This is a genomic window from Rhizobium sp. BR 317 (assembly GCF_047445835.1).
GTDB lineage: Bacteria > Pseudomonadota > Alphaproteobacteria > Rhizobiales > Rhizobiaceae > Rhizobium > Rhizobium paranaense.
In genome coordinates, this window is the sequence record NZ_JARWLB010000002.1 from 209,113 (window position 1) to 231,852 (window position 22,740).

The window sequence follows — 22,740 nt, forward strand, 5'->3', positions numbered from 1 at the left end:
CCAAATCAATTGGGCTTGGCCGTGACGGTCGATTTGAACTTGCCCATGAGATAGGGGCCGGAGAGAACGGGGGCATATTTCGGCTCCTCGCCCGGCGGAAGGCACGACGGCAGACAGGCGATCTCGGCAAACCAGTTCGGCTGGTGAAAGAACGCCAGCGACTGCCGTCGTTGCATGCCGCCTTCTTCGGGTGGCGGATTGACGACGCGGTGCACCGTCGAAACCCAGCGATCATTGGTCCACAGCGCCATCAGGTCACCGATATTGATGACAAAAGAGCCGGGTACCGGAGGCACCGGCGTCCATTGACCGTCCGGCGCGATGATCTCCAGCCCCTTGGAGCCCGGCTGCGGCAGCAGGATCGTCAGGCTGCCGTAATCGGTATGAGCCCCGGCACGCAACTGGCCCGGCTGTGGCGGGACACGCTGCTCGGGATAATTCAGCGCCCTGAGCGCGCTAATCGGTGCGTCGACGTAGCCGTCGAAGAAGTGCTCGTCGAGACCGAGTGCGATGGCAAAGACGCGCATGATCCGCGCTGCCAAATCCTCCATCGAACGGTAATAGGCCTTCCACGCCTCTGCAAAGCCTTCCGGGCCGTCCGGCCAGATGGTGGCGGCATAGCAGAAGCCGAGCGCTTCCGGGTCGGTCATGCCGGCCGGCACGGCAGGCGGCCCGCCATTGAAACTCTCCTTGAGATCGGGCGGCGTGTCGATATTGCGCGATTTCGAGAGTGCTTCGGTGCCCGGTCCGAGATAGCCATAGGGGTAGCCGGGATACGGCGCTTTTGCCCGTTGCTTGACATCGGCGGGCCGATCAAAAAAAGCCCGCGTCTTTGCCCATATGGCTCCGATCACAGCCTCATCGACACCATGGTTGGCAATCGCCAGAAAGCCGGTCGAACGGCAGATCTCGTCGACCTCTGCACCAAGCCGCCTCTTCTCCCCTTCGCCGGCCGCCTCGAAGGCGCCGAGATCGAAGATCGGGAAGTTGTGATCGGACATGGCGCGACTCCCATTCGTGACATCGGGCAACTCAAGCACAGGTAAAAGCGGCGAACAACCGTATTGTCTTCTGCTCACGACACCGATCATAGCCGCCATGCCGACCGAACGGCGACCGCATAGATATCGCCCGGTTTCACCGCCTCGCGGCTATAGGCCCGGAGCACCTGACCATCCGGCAGCGACAGCCGCAATGCATAGCGCTCGCCTTCGTAAAGGACGGATTCCACCCTGCAAGAGATGCCCTCAGCATCGGCGACAACATCCTCGGGCCGAATAAGGATATTGGCATGCAAGGTCTTGTCCTCCTGCTCCCTCCAAATCATCTTCAGCGCCGGCCAATCGATAAGCCGCGGCTTACCATCCGGAATGGCGAGCGACAGAATCGCACCCTGCCCCACCAATCCGCCGACCAGCCGTCCCTCCGGCCGTGCATAGATTTCCGCCGGGGCTGCGACCTGCAGCAGCCGTCCCTCGGACATGACGGCGACATCCGTCGCCAGTGCCATCGCCTCGCTCTGGTCGTGGGTGACATAGACCATGGTGGCGCCGGAGCGCTGATGGAATTCGCGGAAGGTCTCCTCCATCTCCTTCTTGAGATGACGATCGAGATTGGCAAGCGGCTCATCCAGCAGCACGACATCCGGCGATGTCACCAGGCAGCGCGCCAGCGCCACGCGCTGACGCTGGCCGCCGGAAAGATCCGCAGGCCGCCGTTCGGCGTAGTCGTCCAGGCGTACGGTCGACAAAGCCTCGCGCACCTTCTGACGGTAGCGCTCGCCGGAAATGCCGCGCACTTTCAGCGGATAGCCGACATTGGCGGCAACGTTCATATGCGGCCAAAGGGCGTAGGATTGGAACACCATCGCCATGTTGCGCCGCTCCGGCGGCAACATGTTCGCGGCATCGGCCAGCAGACGTTCGCCGAGATGGATCGAACCATCCGTCGGCTGCTCGAAGCCTGCGATCATTCTCAGTACCGTCGTTTTGCCGCAGCCGGACGGCCCGAGCAGCGCCAGGAAACCACCTTCTCGGACCTCCAGCGACAGCGCCTTGACCGCCGGGCGGCCACCCGTGCCGAAATCCTTGCTGACGTGATTGAGAATCAGCTTCGCCACGGCACCACTCCCTTCGGCAGGCGCTTGGCCAGAATTTCCAGCACCAGCATCATGGTGACCACCATGGCGATGACGATGACCGACATGGCGGAGGCGAGATCGGCGCTGCCGCCGTCATCGAGATTGTAGATGACGACGCCGAGCGTCTGCGTGCCTGCCGACCAGAGCAAAGCGGAAACGGTCAGCTCGTTGCAGGCGATGAGAAAGACCAGGATGACCGAAGCGCCCGCCGCCGGCGCGATCAGCGGTACGATGATATCGGCCAGGCGGCGGAAGAAACCGGCGCCCGAGAGACGTGCTGCCTCCTCCAGCGCCGGATCGAGCTGCAGAAAAGCGCTCATCACCGGCTTGAGGCTGACGGCGAAATAGGCCGAGAAATAGGCGAGCAGAATGATCCAGATCGTGCCGTAAAGCGTGATGTTGAGAACCGGCAGCGGCGCTGCGAAAACCAGGATGAAGCAAACGGCGACGATAATTCCTGGCAGCGAATAGGGAATTTCGATCAGCGCGCCGACGATCCGGCTCAGCATATCCTTGCGCCGCGTCAGGGAGTAAGCCGCCAGCACAGTCACCGCGAGGAGACCAAGCGCCGTCATGCTGGAAAGGAACAAGGAATTGGAGAAAGCAACGCGCGTCACCGCCTGCCGAAACAGGATTTCGGTGAAGGCATGCAGCGAGGCCGTCTTGACGGTCAGAGGCACGCCATAGGCCGGTACCAGCGCGCCGGCGACCAGCGCGAAGAACGGCGCGACCAGCATGATGAACAGGATCGCCCAAAGCAGCGGCACGGCCGCAAGACGCCAACGGCCGAGCGCGAAGGCGGCGGAGGCACCGGAAAGGCCGATGACGCGGTAATCCCGCCCCTTCAACGCCCTGCCCTGTACAGCAAGCCCGGCAACCGAAATCACCGCGATCATCGTCGACAGCACGGCGATATCACCGAATGTGCGCGGGCCAAAACTGGAGAATTTGGTGAAGATCAGCGTCGACAAGGTGAAGATCGAAGCTGGAATGCCGAGGATCGCCGGGATACCGAAATTGCCGACAGAAGAGACAAAGGCGATGGCGGCGCCGGCAATGACACCGGGCAGTGACAACGGCAGAATGATGTCGCGGAACACGCGAAATCCGGAAGCACCCGAAAGCCTGGCCGCCTCGACACCATCGCGCGGCAGCGCCATCAGGCCGGCCCGGAGCGCGAGATAGACCAGCGGCGCGTGCTGTACACCATAAAGCAGTGCAATGCCGCCGACGGAATAAAGCGGCCGCGGCGAGCCGAGCGGCGGTGCAATGTGCAGCGCCTTCAACAAGGGGCTGGATGGGCCGGACATCTGCACCCAGGCAAGTGCCGTCACCTGCGGCGGGATCATCATCGGCAGGACGAAAAGAAAGCCGAGCGGCCCCCTACCCGGAATGTCGGTCAATGTCAGCAGGAAGGCAAAGAGGCAGCCGAGCATCACAGAAATGACCGTACCGAACACGGCGGTCTCGACCGTATACCAAGTCGAACGCCAAAGAGCGGGATCGGTGATCAGTTCATGGGCCCCGCCGCGCAGCAGCGCCCCGATGCCAACCTCCGCCAGCCGCGCCAGGGGCAGCACGCTCAAGAGCATCACGATGACAACGACAAAAGGAAACAGCCAGGTCGGCTGGCTGTTTCCCCTACGCACATATCCGTACATCGACCGTCCGATTGGATCACTTCGATCCGTAGTAGGAAGAGAAGGTCTTCAGATCCTGGTCGGTGTTCTTCAGAGCTTCGGCCGCATTCAACGGCAAAACTTTGATGCTGTCACGCGCCGGGAAACCGGCGGGCAGCGACATGCCGTTGCGGGCGGGAATATAGCCGAGCTTCAGGAAGCCTTGCTGGCCTTTTTCCGACAGAGCGTAATCGACGAACTTCTTGGCGGCGTCTACATGCTTGGCGCTGGCGAGGATGCCGACCGGCTCGGTCACGGCCGAAACGCCTTCGGTCGGGAAAACGAACTCCAGGGGCGCACCCTTGGCCTTTTCGCGGATCGGCATGTAGTCGACGACCATGCCGTAAGCCTTCTCGCCGGAAGCAACGGCCTTGAGCACCGCGCCATTGCCGCCGGAAGCGATTGCGCCATTGGCAGCAAGGTTCTTGTAATAATCCCAGCCGAGGCTACCGACGCCGGTAAGCGTCTGCGCGTGAATGAGAGCCGCACCCGAAGCGAGCGGGCTAGGCATGGCAACAAGGCCCTTGGCCCCCGGCTTGGTCAGATCCTGCCAGCTCGTCGGCTTCATCGAGGCGGCCGTGTTGTAGACGATGCCGGTCGTGATCAGCTTGGTGGAATAATAATAGCCGTCGGCATCGTAGAGCGACGGATCGTAATTTGCGGCTTCGGGCGACTTATAGGCCAGCAGCTTTCCGGCTTCCTTCAAACGCTCCAGCGTCACCGTATCGGCGATCAGAAGAACGTCGGCGACCGGAGCACCAGCCTGGATTTCCGCCTGCAGCTTGGCAATGATCTGCGGGGTACCGTCGCGAACCCAATCGACCTTGATGCCGGGATTGGCAGCCATGAAGCCATCGACGGTTGCCTGTGCATCTTCGTTCGGCTGGCTGGTGTAGAGCACGAGGTCGGCGGCCGCAGCCGAGCCGGAGAAAAGGGCGACGGCCAACAGGCCGGCGAGAGCGGAAACAAACGTCTTCATGAAGCGTCCTCGGCTGAGTGATGAGAAGGGTTCCTTAGCGAGGCCGGTTAACATGATTGTGACAATCCGCAATCGCGAGCCGAACCGTTCATACTATCATTCGACCTTGACCATAAGCGCCCTGCACTATCTCCTAGCGCGCGAGTTTCAGCTTCGGTTTTTGGAGGATAATCTATGGAATACCGTCTGCTTGGCCGCTCCGGCCTCAAAGTTTCGACCATTACCATGGGCACGATGACCTTCGGCGGTGTCGGCTGGGCAAAGACTGTCGGCGATCTCGGCGTCAGCGAGGCTAAGCGGCTTGTCGACATGTGCCTCGATGCCGGCGTTAACCTGATCGACACGGCCGATGTCTACTCGCAAGGGGCTTCTGAAGAAATCCTCGGCGAGATCATCGGCGGCCCGCGCAAGAACGGCGTATTGATMGCCACCAAGGCCCGCTTCCCGATGGGTCCCGGCGTCAACGATGCCGGCTCCTCGCGCCAGCACCTGATCCAGGCCTGCGAAGCCAGCCTGAAGCGGATGAAGACCGACGTCATCGATCTCTACCAGTTGCATGAATGGGACGGCCAGACGCCGCTCGAAGAAACGATGGAGGCGCTTGATACACTCATCCGCCAAGGCAAGGTGCGTTACATCGGCTGCTCGAATTTTTCCGGCTGGCACATCATGAAGGCGCTCGGCGTCAGCGAGCGCGACAAGCGCGAACGCTTCGTCAGCCAGCAGATCCACTACACGCTCGAAGCGCGTGACGCGGAATATGAGCTGCTGCCGGTCAGCATCGATCAAGGGCTCGGCGTCCTCGTCTGGAGCCCGATCGCCGGCGGTCTTCTCTCCGGCAAGCATCGCCGCAACCAGGCGACGCCGGAGGGTACGCGCCAGTTCGCCGGCTGGACCGAACCGCCAATCCGCGACGAGAACCGCCTGTGGAACATCGTCGATACGCTGGTGGAGATTGCCGACGGTCGTGGCGTCTCGGCGGCGCAGGTGGCGCTGGCCTGGCTGATCGGCCGCAAGGGTGTCACATCCGTCATCATCGGCGGCCGCACGGACGCGCAATTCAAGGACAATCTCGCCAGCGCCGAACTGAAGCTGACGCAAGAAGAACGCAAGCGCCTCGACGACGTCAGCCTGCCGCGGTTGCTCTATCCCTACTGGCACCAGCGCAATACCGCCAGCGACCGGCTCAGCGAAGCCGACCTATCGCTGATTGCGCCACATTTGGCGAAGTAAGCAAAACACAACACCTTCTCTCTCGCGGAGAGAAGGTGGGCTCGAGCGATAGAGTGAAACGAAATCGCGAGAGGCCGGATGAGGGGGACACCTCGCATCGCGAGGTGAGTCTTGAGCGGCAAGCGAAAGACATCCCTTACGGTGCAACGCCCCCTCAACCTGAGCTTCGCTCGACCTTCTCCCCGCTGGGGAGAAGGTAAAAATTGAAGTAAAGACTAAGCCGCCATTGCTCCAATCTCGTCGGCAATCAATTTGCCGAGCCGCGATATTCCCTCATCGATCATCTGCTCGTTGGCGCAGGAGAAGCTGACGCGGAAAGTGTTCGGGCCGGAGCCATCGGCAAAGAAGGCCTGACCCGGCACGAAGGCGACCTTTGCCGTCTCCAGCGATTTTGCAAGCAGCTTGGCGCCGTCCATGCCCTTCGGCAGAGTGATCCAGACGAACATACCGCCCTCGGGCTTCGTCCAGCTCGTACCCTCAGGCATGTATTTCGCAAGCGCCGCCAGCATGCAGTCGCGGCGGTGGCTGTAGGTCTTGCGGACCTTGGCAACCTGCGCATCGAAGCCGCGTTCGGCGACCTGATGGATGGCGATCTGGTTGATGGTCGAGGAATGCAGATCGGCCGCCTGCTTCATCAGCACCAATTTGCGAATGACTGGCGCGTTCGCAACGACGAAACCAACACGAAGACCCGGGGCCAAGGTCTTGGAAAAACTGCCACAATAGATCGTCCGCGTATCGTTGATATTGCCTTTGCGGGCAATTTCCAGCGCCAGGATCGGCGGGATCGCTTCGCCGTCATAACGCAGCGACTGATAGGCCGCATCTTCGATGATGGCGATATCCATCTCGTCGGCGAGATCGATCAGCTTTTCGCGGGAGTCCAGATCGACGGTTTCGCCAGTCGGATTGGCAAAATCGGCGGAGAGATAGGCGAACTTCACCTTGCCGCCCGCCTGCTCGGCAGCCGCGCGGTAGGAGGCCGGCGTGCGGTTACCGTTCGGGGTGAGCTGATCATAGGTCGGCTCATAGGCATTGAAGGCCTGCAGCGCACCGAGATAGGTCGGTGCGGTGACGAGTGCCGTGTCCTTCGGCGACAGGAAGAGCTTACCGAGATAATCGAGACCTTGTTGCGAACCGGAAACGATGAAGACGTTTTCGAGCTCGCAGGGAACGCCAAGCGCCACCATCTGGCTGACCAGCCATTCGCGCAGCGGCTTGTAGCCTTCGCTGACCGAATATTGCAGGGCGGCGTTGACAGCCGGACCGGAAAAGATGTCGGCATAAGCCTGCTTGAATTCCTGATCCGGAAACAGCGCCGGATCGGGAATGCCGCCGGCGAACGAGATGATGTCTGGACGCTCCAGCAGCTTCAACAGTTCGCGGATTTCGGAGGCGCGCATACGGCTCGAACGCGTCGCAAAGATATTTTCCCAATTCAACATGGGGTTTCCTCGTAATTTTTGGTCTTTGCACCACAAGACCACGCAACAAACGATAAGTCAATAATGCTGACCTATTTTGTGCGCTCTCAAGAAGATTTATAGTCGAAAGGGTTGAGAACAGTGACGGGAAAGCTCGAGAAATCGACGATATCCCGTGAAACGATAGTGAGATTATGAACCGATGCGGTCGCCGCGATCATTGCATCGGCAATCAGCGTCGGCGATTTGCGATGCATGAATTGCGCCCATCGGATCATGCATTCCGCATCTAAGGAAATGACCCGAATTCCAAGCTTTAGACTATCCAGCCAACGCGTGAGTTCGCTCGCTTTCTGCGGATCGGTTTCCCTAGTCAGTTCAATGCCGCGCTGGATCTCACCGATAGTAACGGCTGAAATTGCAAGATCGCTATCCCCAACGGTGCCGATCCAAGCAAGTACCGCACCATGGGGTTTCATCCTGCGTAGTTCGGAGACCACGTTCGTATCGAGCAGGTACAAGTATCAACCCTCGCTCAGACTGATATCTCGCCATACCCATTCCTTGCGAGACGGAACATCGAGTTCGAATCTCGGTTCGGGCGCTAGGAGGACTTCTTTAGCAGACGGCTTAGCGCGCCTGTTCAATGCCTCCCATTCAGAAACGGAAATAAGCACTGCTTTGGGCTCGCCTCTTTTTGACACGAGCTGCGGTCCCTCCTCCAAAGAGGCATCAAGCATCTCGCTAAATTTCGCTTTCGCGTCTTGAACTGGCCACTGCCGCATAACACGCTCCTTCTGACTAGTTTTAAGACTAGTTACTTTTATAGCCCGTTCAAGCTCTAATTTCACCTGCAATCCCGCTATTCTGACAATTGGGCCTTGATGTGAGCGCAAAGGGCAGCAGTATTCGAGATAGAAATTACTGCGATTAGTATGCCCCCAACCGAGCAGAAATCCTTATGACGAACGACGACCGCACATCCTCTTTTTACGACGAGAACGCCGCCACCTATGCAGTGCGCGACCGCAGCCTGCCACAGCGTCGGCTCGATGCCTTTCTGAATGCCCTTCCCGCCGGCGCGTCGATTCTCGAGCTTGGTTGCGGCGGCGGTCAGGACGCGGCCTATATGATCGCGCAGGGTTTTAACGTCACCGCCATGGATGGTTCGGCGGAAATGGCCAGGCAGGCTGAAAAGTTGCTCGGAAAGCCGGTGATCGTTCGCAAGTTCGAAGAACTGGAGGACGATCAAGCCTATGACGGCATTTGGGCCGAAGCATCCCTGCTGCATGTGCAACGATCGGATCTTCCAGGGATATTCAACCGCGTCCACAAAGCCCTGAAAAACGGCGGCATATTTCACGCTAGTTTCAAAGCGGGAGACACCGAGGGTTACGACAGCTTCGGCCGATATTACAACTATCTCTCGGCCGACTGGCTGAACGACCTGCTGATCTCGACCGGCTGGAAAGAGATTTCACTCAACGAAACCGACGGTAGCGGCTACGATGGTAAGCCGACGAAATGGCTGCGGATGAGAGCCAGCAAAAGCATTCCATCGGCTACTTGAGCCGTAAACATCTTGAAACGTTCAGGGCCGGGGAAGTCTCCCTCCCCGGCCTTTCTCATTGCGGTATAGACCCGAAGAAGCTTAGTTGACGCTCTTGTCGACCAGCTTGTTCTTGCCGATCCAGGGCATCATGCCGCGCAGCTTGGCGCCGACTTCTTCGATCTGGTGGCTGTCGTTGTTGCGGCGGATACCCTTGAAGCGGGCAGCGCCCGAACGGTATTCCTGCATCCACTCGGAGGTGAACTTGCCGGTCTGGATGTCCTTCAGGACGCGCTTCATCTCCGCCTTGGTTTCTTCGGTGATGATGCGCGGACCGGTGACGTATTCGCCCCACTCGGCCGTGTTCGAGATCGAGTAGTTCATGTTGGCGATGCCGCCTTCATAGATCAGGTCGACGATCAGCTTTACTTCGTGCAGGCACTCGAAATAGGCCATTTCCGGCGCGTAGCCAGCTTCGACCAGCGTTTCGAAGCCGGCGCGGATGAGCTCGACGAGACCGCCGCAGAGAACGACCTGTTCGCCGAAGAGGTCGGTTTCGCACTCTTCGCGGAAGTTGGTTTCGATGATGCCCGAACGGCCGCCGCCGACGCCGCAGGCGTAGGAGAGAGCGAGTTCAAGGGCATTGCCGGAAGCGTTCTGGTGAACTGCAACGAGGCAAGGAACGCCGCCGCCCTTCTGGTATTCGCCGCGAACCGTATGGCCCGGGCCCTTCGGAGCGATCATGACGACGTCGACCGAACCCTTCGGCTCGATGAGGCCGAAGTGAACGTTCAGGCCGTGTGCGAAAGCGATCGCAGCACCGTCGCGGATGTTCGGAGCGATTTCAGACTTGTAGATGTCGGCCTGCAGTTCGTCCGGGGTCGCCATCATCATCAGGTCAGCCCAGGCAGCAGCTTCGGCAACGGTCATGACCTTGAAGCCATCGGCTTCAGCCTTCTTGACGGTCGGCGAACCGGCCTTCAGCGCGATCACAAGGTTCTGTGCGCCGCTGTCCTTCAGGTTCAGCGCATGAGCGCGGCCCTGGGAGCCGTAGCCGATGACGGCGACCTTCTTCGACTTGATGAGGTTGAGATCGGCATCACGATCGTAATAGACGCGCATTGTTTGTCCTTCCCTTTGCTTGTCTGGGTGCAGATTTCGAATTGTCAGACGGTCGCTGCTGCTTCCGCCAAAACTTTTTCCGTACCGTAAAGCCTGAGAAAGGCGCTGACCGCCTTCTCCGCTTGACGGCTGGTATCCTTCAAACCGGGCTCGCCGAGCAGCATGCGCACATGCAGATCGGAAACGATGAGCCCGTAGAATGTGTGATATGCCTCGTCGGCATCGGTAAAGCGCAGCAGTCCTGCCCGCTTCCCGGCATCGATCAGCCCGCTGGCACGCCGATCGATCTGGCGGCGGCCACGCTCGAGCAGAAGCTTGCCGAGTTTGGAGCCGTCGCGGTTGGATTGACCGATCGCCAGACGGTTCAATGCGAGCGAAACATCGCCCGCCAGAACCTCCAGCAGATCGCGGGCGAAAATGACGAGATGGTCATGCAGGCTTGCCACGGTCAGCCGTTCGCCGTTGCGCTCGAAGGTGCGCACCTTGTTCGCCTGATAGGCAATCATCGCCGATAGCAGACCATCGCGATCGCCGAACCATTTATAGAGACTTTCCTTGGAGCAATTGGCCGCGCGCGCGACACCAGAGGTCGTCAGCGCCTTTTCGCCGCCATCGACGAGCAAACGCAGCGCCTGTTCCAGAACGGCGTTCTGGCGCGGCGAAAACTCGCTCGTCTGTCCTGCTTCGCTGAGCACGATGGCCACTCCCAAATGCGTACCGTACGGTACGGTTCGCGGTCGTTATGACTGAGGGCGAGGCAAGCGTCAAGCGCAAATCGTTGCTGCACTGCGCCAAAAGAGAGCGCTTGTCAGGGTGGGTTCGCGGCGGCTAGAGCTTGCCAGATATCCGCTTCTCCGCTGGAACCTCCTGATGACAAACAAGTATCCGCTTCCTTCCGAGACATCGGCCAGCTTCACGTACAAAAGCAAACTGCGCGCACTTGTCCGCTTTGCAGGAATTTGCCTTACAGTCGGGATGCTTCCCTTGCCCGTCTCTGCTCACTCAACGGCAAAGCCAGTCTCCAGTCTGGCCGGGCACTATTGCGGGAAGCTTCTGTCCAGCGGCAGGTTGGTGGATGTCGAGACCTCCCTGCAGATCGACAAGCAAGGTCACATCTCGGGGACTTACCGCTTCGATGACGACGGAACCACGACGACCGGATCATTGTCAGAGGTCGGGACAACGACCAGCAGAGAGCGGACGCTGCGCTGGTTCGACAAATATGGAATGGGATTACTGACGATCCGCTTCGATCGAAGCCATCACCATTTCGAAGGATTGTGGGCGCCACAAGATACCACCCCCAACTACACCTGGAGCGGCGGCGACTGCGCCGCTCCTATCAGTTGATCGCAGCCCGGCAATAGAACGGAGCCTATTCCGCTGCCACTGCACTGCGCATGGCCTCGACATCCTTCAAGGGCGGCAGGCCATAGAGGCGGCTATATTCGCGGCTGAACTGCGAAGGGCTCTGATAGCCGACGCGATGGCCGGCCGATCCGACGTCGAGCTGCTCGACAATCATCAGCCGACGCGCTTCATGAAGGCGAAGCTGCTTCTGATATTGCATCGGCGACATCGCGGTCACTGCCTTGAAATGATGATGCAGCGACGAAACGCTCATGCCGACGCGCTCGGCCAGATCTTCGATGCGTAACGGATAGGCGAAATTACCCCGTATCCAGGCAACGGCACGCGCCACCCTGTTGCTCTGGCTCTCGGCCATGGCGACCTGCAGCAGCCGAGGGCCGTTCGGACCGGTCAGCAGGCGATAAAGGATCTCCTGCTCGATCAATGGCGCCATGGCCGGAATATCCTCAGGCCGGTCTAGCAGTCTGAGCAACCGCAGTGAGGCATCGAGCAATTCCGGCGATGCCGCATTGACCGCGAGCCCGCGCATAGGTTCCGCCGTCAACGCCTGGCGCGGAATATTGACGCGCGATAACAGCTCCTTCAGGCGCTCACTGTCGAGCGCCATGCCAAAACAAAGATAAGGCGTATCACTGCGGACATTGGTCACCTGCGTCGATACAGGCAGATCGAGGGCGGTCAAAATATACTCGCCGACGCCGTAGTGGTACGTATCGGTACCGACCGTCAGGCTCTTGCGTCCCTGGACCACAACGGCATAGCAGGGCCGATAGGCCCCATGTTGCCACACGGTGACCGCCGACTGGCGATATAGGTTGAGCCCCTCAATCGGCGTGCGGTGTTCTCCGTCCCCCGTGGCGAAACGTGCAACGATGGAGGCGAGCTCCTGATTGGGATTGAAAGCGAGTGTCATGCGCAACCGATTGTTTTGAGAGCGTGTCTACGCTTATCTAGGTGACCCTCTCTCCCTGAAAAAGAGCCGCTGCCAATTTAGATTCGCAGGATCGTACATAAAGCTTGCAGGATCGCTCTAACGCTGTCGCCCGGTCCCGATGCATAGTCCAGCGTCCCAATTCCACCCCCAACCCATCACAAAGATAAGGAATCTCCCATGCCTATCGCAAAGGGTTACGCAGCGACCGACGCGTCCAAGCCGCTCACGCCGTTCACCTTCGAACGCCGTGATCCGAACGAGGACGATATCGTCATCGCGATCAAATTCTCCGGCATCTGCCATTCCGACATTCATCAGGCTCGCAACGAATGGGGCAACGCTAAATATCCGATGGTACCGGGTCACGAGATCGCCGGCATCGTCACGGCCGTTGGTTCAAAGGTAACGAAGTTCAAGGTCGGCGACCGTGTCGGTGTCGGCTGCTTCGTCAATTCCTGCACGACTTGTGCCACCCGCGATCTCGATCTTGAACATTACATGCCGGGCATCGTTCAGACCTACAACGACGTCGAAGCCGACGGCGAAACGCCGACTTATGGCGGCTATTCGGATTCGATCGTCGTCAAGGAAGGCTATGTCCTTTCCATCCCCGACAATCTTCCGCTCGACGCGGCAGCCCCGCTGCTGTGCGCCGGCATCACGCTTTATTCGCCGCTGCACCACTGGAAGGCCGGCCCCGGCAAGAAGGTTGCGATCGTCGGCATGGGCGGCCTCGGCCATATGGGCGTCAAGATCGCCCATGCGATGGGCGCTGACGTCACCGTTCTCAGCCAGACGCTGTCGAAGAAAGAAGACGGTCTCCGCCTCGGCGCTGATCACTACTACGCGACGAGCGACGCCGAGACATTCAAGACGCTTGCCGGCACGTTCGACCTCCTCATCATGACGGTTGGTATCGCTGTCGACTGGAACGCCTATCTCAGCCTGCTGAAGGTTGATGGCAATATGGTCGTCGTCGGTGCGCCCGAACATGCCGTTCCGGTGCATGCCTTCTCGCTCATCCCCGGCCGCCGCAGCCTTTCCGGCTCGATGATCGGCTCGATCAAGGAAACCCAGGAAATGCTCGATTTCTGCGGAGAGCACAACATTGCCTCGGAGATCGAGGTGATCAATATCGATCAGGTCAACGAAGCCTATGAGCGCGTTCTGAAGAGCGACGTCCGCTACCGCTTCGTCATCGACATCGCCTCGCTGGCCTAAAGCTCGTCGCGATCTTTCAGATTCGCTCCCACGCTTTAGCTCCTTGCTTTGCATGTCGTTTTCGCAAAACCGCCGCATACTTTTGCGCGACATGCATTAAGCGCTATGGCACAAGACTTACAGAAAAGGGCAGCCACCGTGGCTGCCCTTTTTTCATTCCTCGCGCATGGTTTCCCTCTGGGTAATCAGCCGGGCGCTGTGCTGTCGGCTGATGTAGATCCACAGCCAGCTCCAGGCGACTGCAATACGCCAGCGCACGCCGATCAGGAAGTAGATGTGGGCGAGTCCCCAKACCCACCAGGCGAGCCATCCCCTGAGCTTGATCCAACCGAAATCGATGATCGCCGCACTCTTGCCGATCGTGGCGAGACTGCCCTGGTGACGATAGTGAAATGGGCCCGGCGCCGGCTGGCCCGATAGCTTTGCCCATATCACCTTGGCGACATAGGCACCCTGCTGCTTGGCGGCCGGCGCGATCCCCGGCACGGGGCTGCCGTCATCGCGCATGACTGCCGCCGTATCGCCGATGACGAAGACATCCGCCTTGCCAGGTGCTCTCAACTCCTTGTCGACCACGACACGGCCGGCGCGGTCGGAAGGAGCGCCTAGCCATGCCGCCGCAGGTGAAGCCTGCACGCCGGCGGCCCAGACGATCGTCCGGCTCGGCACGAAGGTTTCCCCGATCGTCACCCCCTCCGCGGTGCAGGATGTCACTGGTTTTCCAGTGCGGACTTCGATGCCCAATTTTTCCAACGCCTTGTGGGCATAGGAAGACAGCACTTGGTCAAAGCTTGCGAGAACGCGCGGGCCCGCTTCGACAAGAATGATCCTGGCCTTGGTGGTGTCGATGTTGCGAAACTCCTTCGGGAGAGTCGTTCTCGCCAGCTCGGCAATAATACCGGCAAGCTCGACACCGGTCGGCCCGGCACCGACGATGGTGAAGGTCAGCAGAGCATCCCGGATAGCGGGATCGCTCTCCAGTTCCGCCTGTTCGAAGGCCAGCAAAACGCGGCGGCGGATCGTTGTTGCATCCTCCAGCGTCTTCAGCCCCGGCGCCACCGGTTCCCATTMGTCATGCCCGAAATAGGCGTGAGTCGCCCCCGTAGCCAGCACGAGCGTATCATATGCGATCGTGGTGCCACCTTTCAGCATCACCACATGTGCCTGGCTGTCGACGCCGACGACTTCTGCCAGCAGTGTCGTCACCTCCGGCCGATCGCGAAAAAAGCTTCGGATCGGCCAAGCAATCTCGGAGGTGGCAAGCAAGGTGGTGGCGACTTGATAGAGCAGCGGCTGGAACAGGTGATGGTTACGCCGGTCGATCAGCGTGATGCGGACCGGAGCTCCCTTGAGATCGTTGACGAGCTGCAAGCCGCCAAACCCACCCCCAACGACGACAACGTGATGATCTTGCACGACGACACCCCGCATCTATTTATCCTCGCAACCGTAGGGTTGAGGACGATAGCCGGCAACCATCTTTTATGCATGGCACCTGTGCGGGGACGCGAACCGAATGACCGGAATTTGGTAGCAGATGCCACCAGCGGCAGCTTTCGGCCCTTTGCTGCCGTTCGAGGTCGATCCGAGGAACGTGCGGTATGTGCTAGAATGCGGCCGAAGGCGGAATGAGACTGCGAGGGGCGGTGTGATCGAACCGGAATGCGCGCGACCGAGTGCCAACGTTGTACTCTTGGAAGGGGAGACGAGGAAGATGCCGACACCAGAGCAACCCAGTCTAATAGTTCGACAGAAATCCCCACAGAACATCGAGTTTCCGTTTGCGTCGCTCTCGGATTGGCTAATCCCAACCGAGCTGTTCTTCGTGCGAAACCATTTCCCGTCGCCGGACCTCGATGCGCGAGACTGGAGATTGCGCGTTGGCGGGGCGGTGGAGCGGCCGATCGAACTTGACCTCGACAGCATCAAGGCGATGCGGAGCACGACTTTCACCGCCGTCGTGGAGTGCGCAGGGAACGGGCGGGTCTACTACGAGCCGCCGAAAGAGGGGTTGCAGTGGCAGAACGGAGCCGTCGGCAATGCCGCGTGGACAGGTGTTCTTCTGCGCGAGATTTTGGAAATGGCGGGCGTTAAGCGAACCGCATGTGAGGTTCTGCTCGTAGGCGCCGACAGCGGCGTCGTCGACACGAACAAGAAAACGGCTTCTCCCGGCCCCATCGCTTTTGCGCGCAGTTTACCGCTTGAGAAGGCTATCGCTCACAGCACGATCCTTGCCTATTCGATGAACGAGGAGCCTTTGACGCGCGATCACGGCTACCCGCTACGCGCGGTCGTGGGTGGCTGGTTCGGCATGGCTTGGGTCAAGTGGATCACGCATATCACGGTTGTGGAGCAACCGTTCCTTGGCTACTGGCAGGCGCGTGACTATTTCCGTTGGGAGCACAGCCTCGGGGAACCCAGGCTGGTCCCCCTTGCGGAGATGGAGGTCAAAGCGCAGATCGCGCGTCCCGTGCAGGGGGCGCATCTCATCGCCGGCCAACCGTATCGGATTTTCGGAGCCGCCTGGAGCGGAGAGGCTGTTATCCGGCAGCTGCAGGTCTGCACCGGAGATGGCAGGGGCTGGCGCGAGGGAAGGCTCCTCGAAACAGAACGTCCCTATGCATGGCGCTTGTGGGAGTACATGTGGACCCCTGAAGAAGTGGGGCGATATAAACTGCGATGTCGCGCGATCGATGGGGCGGGGCGCGTGCAGCCCGACCTCCCACGTTCCGACTGCGAGAGCTACGCGGCCAATTGGATCGTTCCGGTGGAGGTTACGGTCGTTCCCAAGCCACAGACGTACGAGGAGGAATTCGTAATCTAATCACCCGCATGGGGCGGAATGGCGGCTTCTGGCGCCAAGTTGCCGTCAATGATACTTCGGAAAACTTAGTAGCACTCGCTACATCGTTCTTCCGCAACGAGATCGCTTCACTCGGCATAACTAACCGGGATCGTCACGCCGCTTTTCAACACTTCCATTGAGATCGACGCCGAAACGTCGAAGAGTTCTACTCGACGCACGATCTTCTTGTAGATGACATCATAGTGTTCGACCCGTGGCAGCACGATTTTCAGGATATAGTCGTGATTGCCGGTCAGCCGGTGCGCCTCGACAATCTCGGGAATGTCGCTGATCGCCTTGCGAAAGGTTTCGATCCATTCGTCGGCGTGATGCGCTGTCTTGATCAGCGCGTAGAGCGTCGTCGGCACCCCCATCTTCTCTCGATTGAGCACGACGATGCGTCTGGCGATATGGCCGCTTTCCTCCAGCCGCTGGATGCGCCGGGAGCAGGCTGAGACCGACAGCGCCACGCGGTCGGCAAGATCGGTCACCGAAATGCCGGCATCGGTCTGCAAAAGATCGAGAATCTTTCGGTCGCGTTCGTCAAGCATGTGCAGCCATCTCCGTAATGACGCGGTATTTTTGCGCATAATACGATATAAGCGCAAAACTTTGCAGATAAAATCGGAGGCACGACAAAGATTGCAAACACGCGGCGCGTGAAATGCCTCAATATTCTGCTATTCATAATCAAGAACGGAGAGCAGCAGTATGCGCACCATCGGCCTTATCGGCGGCATGAGTTTCGAGAGTTCCGCGGTTTATTATCGTCTTATCAATGAGATGGTGCGCGACAGACTGGGCGGCCTCGCCTCGGCCGAGGTGCTGCTGTATTCCGTCAATTTCGAAGAAATCGTCGCCTTGCAGAAGGCCGGTCGTTGGGACGATGCCGCTGCTCGTCTTGGCGATGCCGCGCAGCGTCTGCAGACCGCCGGCGCCGAATGCGTGTTGATCTGCACCAACACCATGCACCTGATCGCCCCGGAAGTTGCCGCACGAGTCTCCATTCCGCTGATCCACATCATCGACGAGACGGCGGCTGCGTTGAAGGACGCCGGCCGCGTCAAGCCGCTACTGCTGGCCACGCGCTACACGATGGAACACGGCTTCTACACCGATCGCATGGCTCGCAACGGTGTCTCCATAATGGTGCCGGATGCTGAAGACCGTACGGTTACCCACGATATCATCTTCAACGAACTCTGTGCCGGCATCGTCAAGGACGAGTCGCGCCGGAAACTGATGGCAATCATCGAACGCGCCAAGGCCAAAGGTGCGGACAGCGTCATTCTCGGCTGCACGGAGATCTGCCTGATTCTCGATCCGAATGCGCTTATTTTGCCGGGCTTCGACACCACGACAATCCACGCAGAGAAGGCAGTCGATTTCGCTCTCGACGGGGAAAAGACGAGCGCCAGCAAGGCCGCATGATCAAGCCAAATTTACTTGACTGAGTCCAATAAATGATGGACATCGTCTTCTATATTTTAGGGAGACGATGTCCATGCTTGTTACGACGGAACTCGCGACCATCGATGCAGTCCGCGACTTTAATCGCTTTTATACAAATTTCCTCGGCGTTCTGAACAAAGCCTATCTCKACAGCCCTTATGCCCTGACGGATGTCCGCGTTCTCTTCGAAATCGGCTCGCGCGGCGGCGTCGCCGCCTCGACACTGACGCGTGACCTGCATCTCGATCCCGCCTATCTCAGCCGCATTCTGAAGCGCTTTCGCGAAGACGGCTTGATCGAGACCAAACCCGATCCGGACGATCTGCGCAGCCAGATCATCACGGTCACCGATAAGGGACAGCAGCAATTCCATGAATTCGTGCGCCGCTCCCGCGCCGAGATCGCCGGGCATTTCGACGCGCTGGCGATCGGCGAGCCCGAACGCGTCGTCGACGCGATGCGAACGATCCGAACCGTACTCAACTCCACCGCTAATGCCATGCCTCCGGCCATTATCCGCGCCCACCGCGCCGGCGATATCGGCTGGATCGTCCAGAGCCAGGCACGCTTCTACTGCGAGGAATTCGGTTGGGATCTGCGTTTCGAAGGCCTGGTCGCCGAGGTTGCCGGGAAATTCCTCTCCAATTTCAATCCGCAAAAGGACCAATGCTGGATCGTCGAGCGGGGCGGACTGAATGTGGGTTCCGTCATGGTCGCCGATGGCGGCGACGGCATCGCGAAGCTTCGGCTGCTCTATGTCGACAAAACAGCACGAGGCCTCGGCCTCGGCAAACTGCTGGTCGGTGAATGCATCCGTTTTGCCCGCAGTGCCGGCTACCGTCAGCTTTCGCTCTGGACCAACGATATCCTCGATGCCGCTCGGGGCATCTATATCCAGTCTGGCTTCCGGCTCGTCTCGGAAGAAAAACATCGCATGTTCGGCCCGGAGTTGAACGGCCAGACCTGGGTGCTGGATCTCTGAGCTGAGGCGTGCATAGACACGCTGTGGCTTCACCTCTATCCTCGGTACACGCCAGATTTGCATCGAGTTACCTGCCATGACCTCACGCAGCGAAATCCGGATAGAACCTATCGCCGTCAAACACATCGAAGGTTTTCACAAGGCGCTCGATACTGTTGCGCGCGAGCGAGAATATCTGACGATGCTTCAAGCCTTTCCACTGGGGCAGACGCGCGTCTTCGTGCTCGGCATGATAGAGAAAGGTAATCCACAATTCGTCGCCCTAGCGGACGGAGAGGTGGTCGGCTGGTGCGATATCAGCCGCCATACTTTTCCCTCCCACGCCCACGCCGGCTCGCTCGGCATGGGCATCATCCCAGCCTATCGCGGCCAGGGCCTGGGGCATCGTTCGATAGATGCGGCTCTGCGGGCCGCGCGTGACGTGGGAATAGAACGTGTCGAACTCAGCGTGCATGCCGACAATGGCAGAGCCATAGCGCTCTATGAGAAGGTCGGCTTTGTCCGTGAAGGCCTGGCGCGCAAATCCGTTCTCATAGATGGACGCTACAAGGACGCGATCCACATGGCGCTACTTTACGAGTAGCGGAACTGAAATCAACGATTTCGGTGGCAATTATGTTGCGTCGCAAAATTCTGCTTGATTTGGAAACGATCATTTCCTAAACAAGCAACATGACGACAGACACACTGGATATTTCCCCGAAGCCTCGCGGTCGCCCGCGAGAATTCGATTTGGACGCAGCGCTCGATGAGGCGTTGCGGGTATTTTCCGAGCGCGGCTACTATGCCGCTTCGATCAGTGAGCTGACCGAGGCCATGGGCCTGACCGCGGGCAGCGTCTATAAGGCGTTCAAAGATAAGCGCGGCGTGTTCGTAGCCGCTTTCGATCGCTATCGTCGCGTGCGTCTCCAACTGATCGACGAGTGTCTTGCCAAGGCGCCCAATGGTTATGAAAAGCTGCACTCCTTGGTGGCATTCTTCGCCGAGGCTTCATGCGGCGAGATCGGCCGCAGAGGCTGCCTCGTAGTTGGTAGCGCGACCGAGCTTGCGCTTTTCGATGAGGAAGTCGCCAGCCGTGTCGGCGTGGCTTTCGATTTCGACGAGCGACGCATTCGGGACCTCATCCTTCTAGGTCAGACGGATGGGTCCGTGGCAAGGCATATCGATCCGGACAGCACCGCCTGCGCCTTACTTGCCCTTACGAAAGGCATGCGCGTGATTGGAAAGACCGGCCGCAAAACCGAACAAATGCTCGCCGTCGCCGAGACGGCCATGAAACTGCTGAACTGATTTTTCACACGAATATTCGGGGAAGCGTTCCCCCGCCCGCATCAAGGATCAAGATATGTCTGCAACCGCCGCAGCGAGACGCGAGAGCGCTCCGCTCCCCGAGAAGACCATTTCGCCATTGATGACTTTCATGTTCGCTGCCGCCTGCGGGCTGGTGGCCGCCAATCTCTATTACGGCCAGCCGCTGGCTGGCCCGATCAGCCAGGCGCTCGGCTTCACGCCGGCAGCGACCGGTCTGATCGTGACGCTGACGCAGATCGGCTATGGCCTCGGCCTGCTGCTGATCGTACCGCTCGGTGACCTCTTGGAAAACCGAAGGCTAGTGCTGACCTTGATCGGCCTTTCGGCCGTGGCGCTCGTCGGCGCCGCCTTCGCTTGGTCGCCATCGCTATTCCTGCTTGCCTCCCTTTGCATCGGCCTCGCCTCGGTGGCCGTACAGGTGCTGGTGCCTTTCGCTGCCCACATGGCGCCGGATGCCAGCCGCGGCGCAGTTGTCGGCAATGTCATGAGCGGCCTGCTTTGCGGCATCATGCTGGCCCGGCCAGCGGCGAGCTTCCTGTCGGAACTCTCCTCCTGGCATACGGTCTACATCCTCTCAGCCTGCGTCATGATCGGGCTTGCCATCATTCTTCGCATCGCCCTGCCGACCCGCGTTCCGCACACCAAGCTGCACTACGGCCAACTGCTCTCTTCAATGGGCCATCTCGCGCTGCATACGCCGGTGCTGCAACGCCGCGCGCTCTATCAGGCCTGCATGTTCGGTGCCTTCAGCCTGTTCTGGACAACGACGCCGCTGCTGCTGGCAAGCCCTGCCTTCGGCCTGACGCAGAACGGTATTGCCCTCTTCGCACTGGCTGGCGCCGCAGGCGCGGTCGCTTCGCCGATTGCCGGTCGTATCGCCGATCGCGGCTGGACGAAGCTTGCCACCACCTTCGCCCTGGTGCTCGCCATCATCGCTTTCCTCATTGGCCACGCTTCCGGTAGCGGCTCGCTGCTGGCGCTCGTCACATTGACACTCTCCGGCATCCTGCTCGATTTCGGCGTGCAGACCAATCTCGTGCTCGGCCAGCGCGCCATCTTTGCGCTGAGCGCCGAACATCGCAGCCGCCTGAATGGTCTTTACATGGCGACATTCTTTGCCGGCGGCGCGTTCGGCTCGGCAATCGGCGGCTGGGCCTATGCCACCGGCGGCTGGAATCTCGCCTCATGGATTGGCGTCTGCTTCCCGGTGGTGGCGCTGCTCATCTTCCTGACCGAACGGCAGAAATGATCAGGATGGCTGCGGAACGACACTCCGCAGCCAATCGCATTCGCTGAGGCCGGCCGAAGCAAAGGGATCGATCAAAGTGCCGGAGACAATCGAGGCCAAGATCTGCGGCCCCGGCGGCACCTTGGCGATGGTGGCAACCAGTCGATCCCGGACCCAGGCCAGTGCTGTCGAATCCGACTGGTAGAACGGCGTAAACACCAGCGATAGCAACTGAAACAGCCGCACATGCATCCGCCGCGCGTTGGTATAGTCGGCAAGCGCTGCACCGATATCCTCGTTGCCCGCCAACGCATGTGCAAGCGCCGCCACATCCAGCAGCGCCATATTGGCGCCCTGCCCGAGTTGCGGGCTCGTCGAATGTGCGGAGTCGCCGACGAAGACTGTACGGCCGCAATAGGGCATGGCCACGGTTCGATGGGTGTAGCGCGCCAGCGTCAACTGATCCCAATCGATAATCTGATCKAGCAGCGGCTGGCATTCCGGCCAATAGCCGCGGACCGCCGACTTCCAGCGATCGAGCCCCTGCCTGCGCACCTCATCGGCATCCGCGATCTTCAAACTCCAGAACAACGCCGCCTGCTTCGGCAGGTCCGGCCTCCGCTGTCCAATCGGCAACACGCCGATCATCACTTGCGCCTGGTCGTAGCGCTGCGTCAGCGCCTTCTCATCCACCAACCCATCCGGACAATCCAGCGTCGCCCAGAAGGCGCCATAGGCGAGATTGCGCGTCCGTGGTGCGACCGGCGACGCAGCGATCAATTCAGAACGCGCACCGCTCGCGTCGATGACAAGATCATACGGCCCCACCCGCTCTCCACCCTCGATAATGAGATAGGTCTGACTGCCCTCTTCCAACGTGCCAGTCACCCGCCGTCCGGTAAAGACAAGGTGTCGCCGTGCGGAGACTTCGTCGTAGAGCGTATCGAACAGCGCGGCGCGATGAACAGCCAGCCCATACCGCCCGCCGGCCAGCCTGTCATAACGCACGTCAAGAACGATGCAGCCACGCTTCGTCTCGGTGCCGAACAGCCGGTCGATGCGATTGCCGGCGGCGTGGATGGCGGGGCCGAGGCCGAGCGATTCCAGCACGGTCAGGCCGGTCGGCTGCAGCATCAGGGCGGATCCGACCGGCGCAGGATTGTCGAACCGCTMGACAATCTCCGTCGTATGGCCGGCGCGGGAAAGAAGCAAGGCGGCAGCAAGGCCCGCAGGTCCGGCGCCCACGATCGCAATTTTCAGGGATTTCACC

23 protein-coding genes are annotated in these 22,740 nt (G+C 59.8%); 10 read left to right on the forward strand and 13 right to left on the reverse strand.

The genetic code is table 11. From position 1 onward, the window contains the following. Positions 1 to 5: 5 nt before the first annotated feature. The 4 genes from QD357_RS03585 to QD357_RS03600 all read right to left on the reverse strand — a co-directional run bounded on the left by QD357_RS03585 (position 6) and on the right by QD357_RS03600 (position 4,798). On the reverse strand, positions 6 to 1,001 hold the full coding sequence (locus QD357_RS03585; RefSeq protein WP_107108380.1) for an isopenicillin N synthase family dioxygenase: 996 nt from the start codon (positions 999 to 1,001) through the stop codon (positions 6 to 8). An 86-nt stretch (positions 1,002 to 1,087) separates the two neighbouring features. Continuing rightward, entirely contained in the window at positions 1,088 to 2,119 is a 1,032-nt protein-coding gene (locus tag QD357_RS03590; RefSeq protein WP_107108381.1) for an ABC transporter ATP-binding protein, read from the reverse strand. After that, positions 2,107 to 3,801 (reverse strand): ABC transporter permease, encoded by a 1,695-nt coding sequence (locus tag QD357_RS03595; RefSeq protein WP_107108382.1) that lies wholly within the window; start codon positions 3,799 to 3,801, stop codon positions 2,107 to 2,109. Before QD357_RS03595 ends, QD357_RS03590 begins: the two co-directional genes overlap by 13 nt. Positions 3,802 to 3,817: 16 nt before the next feature. Then, on the reverse strand, positions 3,818 to 4,798 hold the full coding sequence (locus QD357_RS03600; RefSeq protein WP_107108383.1) for an ABC transporter substrate-binding protein: 981 nt from the start codon (positions 4,796 to 4,798) through the stop codon (positions 3,818 to 3,820). A gap of 174 nt (positions 4,799 to 4,972) precedes the next feature. Here QD357_RS03600 and QD357_RS03605 point away from each other — a divergent pair, with 174 nt between their 5' ends. Further along, positions 4,973 to 6,031: an aldo/keto reductase gene (locus QD357_RS03605; protein ID WP_107108384.1), complete on the forward strand. Its 1,059-nt coding sequence runs from the start codon at positions 4,973 to 4,975 to the stop codon at positions 6,029 to 6,031. Between the two features lie 215 nt (positions 6,032 to 6,246). Here the strand turns inward: QD357_RS03605 and QD357_RS03610 are convergent, their stop codons facing one another. The 3 genes from QD357_RS03610 to QD357_RS03620 form a co-directional block, all read right to left on the reverse strand. Beyond that, the gene (locus QD357_RS03610; RefSeq protein WP_107108385.1) at positions 6,247 to 7,476 is read right to left on the reverse strand and encodes a PLP-dependent aminotransferase family protein; all 1,230 of its coding nucleotides are present in this window, start codon (positions 7,474 to 7,476) and stop codon (positions 6,247 to 6,249) included. Positions 7,477 to 7,562: 86 nt separating this feature from the next. Further along, positions 7,563 to 7,976, reverse strand: a complete 414-nt coding sequence (locus QD357_RS03615) for a type II toxin-antitoxin system VapC family toxin (RefSeq protein ID WP_107108386.1) — start codon at positions 7,974 to 7,976, stop codon at positions 7,563 to 7,565. A 3-nt stretch (positions 7,977 to 7,979) separates the two neighbouring features. After that, positions 7,980 to 8,240, reverse strand: coding sequence for a type II toxin-antitoxin system Phd/YefM family antitoxin (locus tag QD357_RS03620; RefSeq protein ID WP_107108387.1), 261 nt, complete (start codon positions 8,238 to 8,240; stop codon positions 7,980 to 7,982). Positions 8,241 to 8,416: 176 nt separating this feature from the next. Between QD357_RS03620 and QD357_RS03625 the strand changes: the two genes are divergently transcribed. Then, positions 8,417 to 9,025: a class I SAM-dependent DNA methyltransferase gene (locus tag QD357_RS03625; protein ID WP_107108388.1), complete on the forward strand. Its 609-nt coding sequence runs from the start codon at positions 8,417 to 8,419 to the stop codon at positions 9,023 to 9,025. Positions 9,026 to 9,106: 81 nt separating this feature from the next. On the opposite strand, the gene ilvC is transcribed toward QD357_RS03625, so the two are convergent. Both ilvC and QD357_RS03635 read right to left on the reverse strand, forming a co-directional pair. Next, positions 9,107 to 10,126, reverse strand: coding sequence for a ketol-acid reductoisomerase (gene ilvC / locus QD357_RS03630; protein WP_107108389.1), 1,020 nt, complete (start codon positions 10,124 to 10,126; stop codon positions 9,107 to 9,109). Between the two features lie 44 nt (positions 10,127 to 10,170). Next, positions 10,171 to 10,821: a TetR/AcrR family transcriptional regulator C-terminal domain-containing protein gene (locus QD357_RS03635; protein ID WP_107108553.1), complete on the reverse strand. Its 651-nt coding sequence runs from the start codon at positions 10,819 to 10,821 to the stop codon at positions 10,171 to 10,173. Between the two features lie 175 nt (positions 10,822 to 10,996). Between QD357_RS03635 and QD357_RS03640 the strand changes: the two genes are divergently transcribed. Then, entirely contained in the window at positions 10,997 to 11,476 is a 480-nt protein-coding gene (locus QD357_RS03640; RefSeq protein WP_245407471.1) for a hypothetical protein, read from the forward strand. 25 nt (positions 11,477 to 11,501) lie between these two features. Here QD357_RS03640 and QD357_RS03645 read toward each other — a convergent pair whose 3' ends face one another. Continuing rightward, a complete protein-coding gene (locus tag QD357_RS03645) occupies positions 11,502 to 12,410 on the reverse strand; it encodes an AraC family transcriptional regulator (protein ID WP_107108390.1) in 909 nt (302 codons plus the stop codon). Between the two features lie 198 nt (positions 12,411 to 12,608). Here QD357_RS03645 and QD357_RS03650 point away from each other — a divergent pair, with 198 nt between their 5' ends. Continuing rightward, positions 12,609 to 13,652 carry an NAD(P)-dependent alcohol dehydrogenase gene (locus QD357_RS03650; protein ID WP_107108391.1) on the forward strand — a complete coding sequence of 348 codons (1,044 nt, stop codon included), beginning with the start codon at positions 12,609 to 12,611 and terminating at the stop codon, positions 13,650 to 13,652. A 153-nt stretch (positions 13,653 to 13,805) separates the two neighbouring features. On the opposite strand, the gene QD357_RS03655 is transcribed toward QD357_RS03650, so the two are convergent. After that, positions 13,806 to 15,068 carry an NAD(P)/FAD-dependent oxidoreductase gene (locus QD357_RS03655; RefSeq protein ID WP_414124092.1) on the reverse strand — a complete coding sequence of 421 codons (1,263 nt, stop codon included), beginning with the start codon at positions 15,066 to 15,068 and terminating at the stop codon, positions 13,806 to 13,808. Positions 15,069 to 15,366: 298 nt separating this feature from the next. On the opposite strand from QD357_RS03655, the gene QD357_RS03660 reads away from it, so the two are divergent. Then, entirely contained in the window at positions 15,367 to 16,476 is a 1,110-nt protein-coding gene (locus tag QD357_RS03660; RefSeq protein WP_107108556.1) for a sulfite oxidase, read from the forward strand. Between the two features lie 107 nt (positions 16,477 to 16,583). Here QD357_RS03660 and QD357_RS03665 read toward each other — a convergent pair whose 3' ends face one another. Beyond that, positions 16,584 to 17,048, reverse strand: coding sequence for an Lrp/AsnC family transcriptional regulator (locus tag QD357_RS03665; RefSeq protein ID WP_107108392.1), 465 nt, complete (start codon positions 17,046 to 17,048; stop codon positions 16,584 to 16,586). Positions 17,049 to 17,208: 160 nt separating this feature from the next. Here QD357_RS03665 and QD357_RS03670 point away from each other — a divergent pair, with 160 nt between their 5' ends. The 5 genes from QD357_RS03670 to QD357_RS03690 all read left to right on the forward strand — a co-directional run bounded on the left by QD357_RS03670 (position 17,209) and on the right by QD357_RS03690 (position 21,491). Further along, entirely contained in the window at positions 17,209 to 17,928 is a 720-nt protein-coding gene (locus tag QD357_RS03670; protein WP_107108393.1) for an aspartate/glutamate racemase family protein, read from the forward strand. Between the two features lie 73 nt (positions 17,929 to 18,001). After that, positions 18,002 to 18,931 carry a GNAT family N-acetyltransferase gene (locus tag QD357_RS03675; RefSeq protein ID WP_414124043.1) on the forward strand — a complete coding sequence of 310 codons (930 nt, stop codon included), beginning with the start codon at positions 18,002 to 18,004 and terminating at the stop codon, positions 18,929 to 18,931. A gap of 76 nt (positions 18,932 to 19,007) precedes the next feature. After that, the gene (locus tag QD357_RS03680) at positions 19,008 to 19,514 is read left to right on the forward strand and encodes a GNAT family N-acetyltransferase (protein ID WP_107108394.1); all 507 of its coding nucleotides are present in this window, start codon (positions 19,008 to 19,010) and stop codon (positions 19,512 to 19,514) included. Between the two features lie 89 nt (positions 19,515 to 19,603). Then, positions 19,604 to 20,221 (forward strand): TetR/AcrR family transcriptional regulator, encoded by a 618-nt coding sequence (locus QD357_RS03685; RefSeq protein WP_107108395.1) that lies wholly within the window; start codon positions 19,604 to 19,606, stop codon positions 20,219 to 20,221. A gap of 55 nt (positions 20,222 to 20,276) precedes the next feature. After that, positions 20,277 to 21,491, forward strand: a complete 1,215-nt coding sequence (locus tag QD357_RS03690; RefSeq protein ID WP_107108396.1) for an MFS transporter — start codon at positions 20,277 to 20,279, stop codon at positions 21,489 to 21,491. Here QD357_RS03690 and QD357_RS03695 read toward each other — a convergent pair whose 3' ends face one another. Further along, on the reverse strand, positions 21,492 to 22,739 hold the full coding sequence (locus tag QD357_RS03695) for an FAD-dependent oxidoreductase (RefSeq protein ID WP_414124044.1): 1,248 nt from the start codon (positions 22,737 to 22,739) through the stop codon (positions 21,492 to 21,494). Between the last annotated feature and the right edge of the window lies 1 nt (position 22,740).

Coding starts and splice junctions, on each gene's coding strand:
- QD357_RS03585 (WP_107108380.1), bottom strand. CDS start 1,001: ATGTCCGATCACAACTTCCCGATCTTCGATCTCGGCGCCTTCGAGGCG.
- QD357_RS03595 (WP_107108382.1), bottom strand. CDS start 3,801: ATGTACGGATATGTGCGTAGGGGAAACAGCCAGCCGACCTGGCTGTTT.
- QD357_RS03600 (WP_107108383.1), bottom strand. CDS start 4,798: ATGAAGACGTTTGTTTCCGCTCTCGCCGGCCTGTTGGCCGTCGCCCTT.
- QD357_RS03610 (WP_107108385.1), bottom strand. CDS start 7,476: ATGTTGAATTGGGAAAATATCTTTGCGACGCGTTCGAGCCGTATGCGC.
- QD357_RS03620 (WP_107108387.1), bottom strand. CDS start 8,240: ATGCGGCAGTGGCCAGTTCAAGACGCGAAAGCGAAATTTAGCGAGATG.
- QD357_RS03625 (WP_107108388.1), top strand. CDS start 8,417: ATGACGAACGACGACCGCACATCCTCTTTTTACGACGAGAACGCCGCC.
- ilvC (WP_107108389.1), bottom strand. CDS start 10,126: ATGCGCGTCTATTACGATCGTGATGCCGATCTCAACCTCATCAAGTCG.
- QD357_RS03640 (WP_245407471.1), top strand. CDS start 10,997: ATGACAAACAAGTATCCGCTTCCTTCCGAGACATCGGCCAGCTTCACG.
- QD357_RS03645 (WP_107108390.1), bottom strand. CDS start 12,410: ATGACACTCGCTTTCAATCCCAATCAGGAGCTCGCCTCCATCGTTGCA.
- QD357_RS03650 (WP_107108391.1), top strand. CDS start 12,609: ATGCCTATCGCAAAGGGTTACGCAGCGACCGACGCGTCCAAGCCGCTC.
- QD357_RS03660 (WP_107108556.1), top strand. CDS start 15,367: ATGCCGACACCAGAGCAACCCAGTCTAATAGTTCGACAGAAATCCCCA.
- QD357_RS03665 (WP_107108392.1), bottom strand. CDS start 17,048: ATGCTTGACGAACGCGACCGAAAGATTCTCGATCTTTTGCAGACCGAT.
- QD357_RS03670 (WP_107108393.1), top strand. CDS start 17,209: ATGCGCACCATCGGCCTTATCGGCGGCATGAGTTTCGAGAGTTCCGCG.
- QD357_RS03680 (WP_107108394.1), top strand. CDS start 19,008: ATGACCTCACGCAGCGAAATCCGGATAGAACCTATCGCCGTCAAACAC.
- QD357_RS03685 (WP_107108395.1), top strand. CDS start 19,604: ATGACGACAGACACACTGGATATTTCCCCGAAGCCTCGCGGTCGCCCG.
- QD357_RS03690 (WP_107108396.1), top strand. CDS start 20,277: ATGTCTGCAACCGCCGCAGCGAGACGCGAGAGCGCTCCGCTCCCCGAG.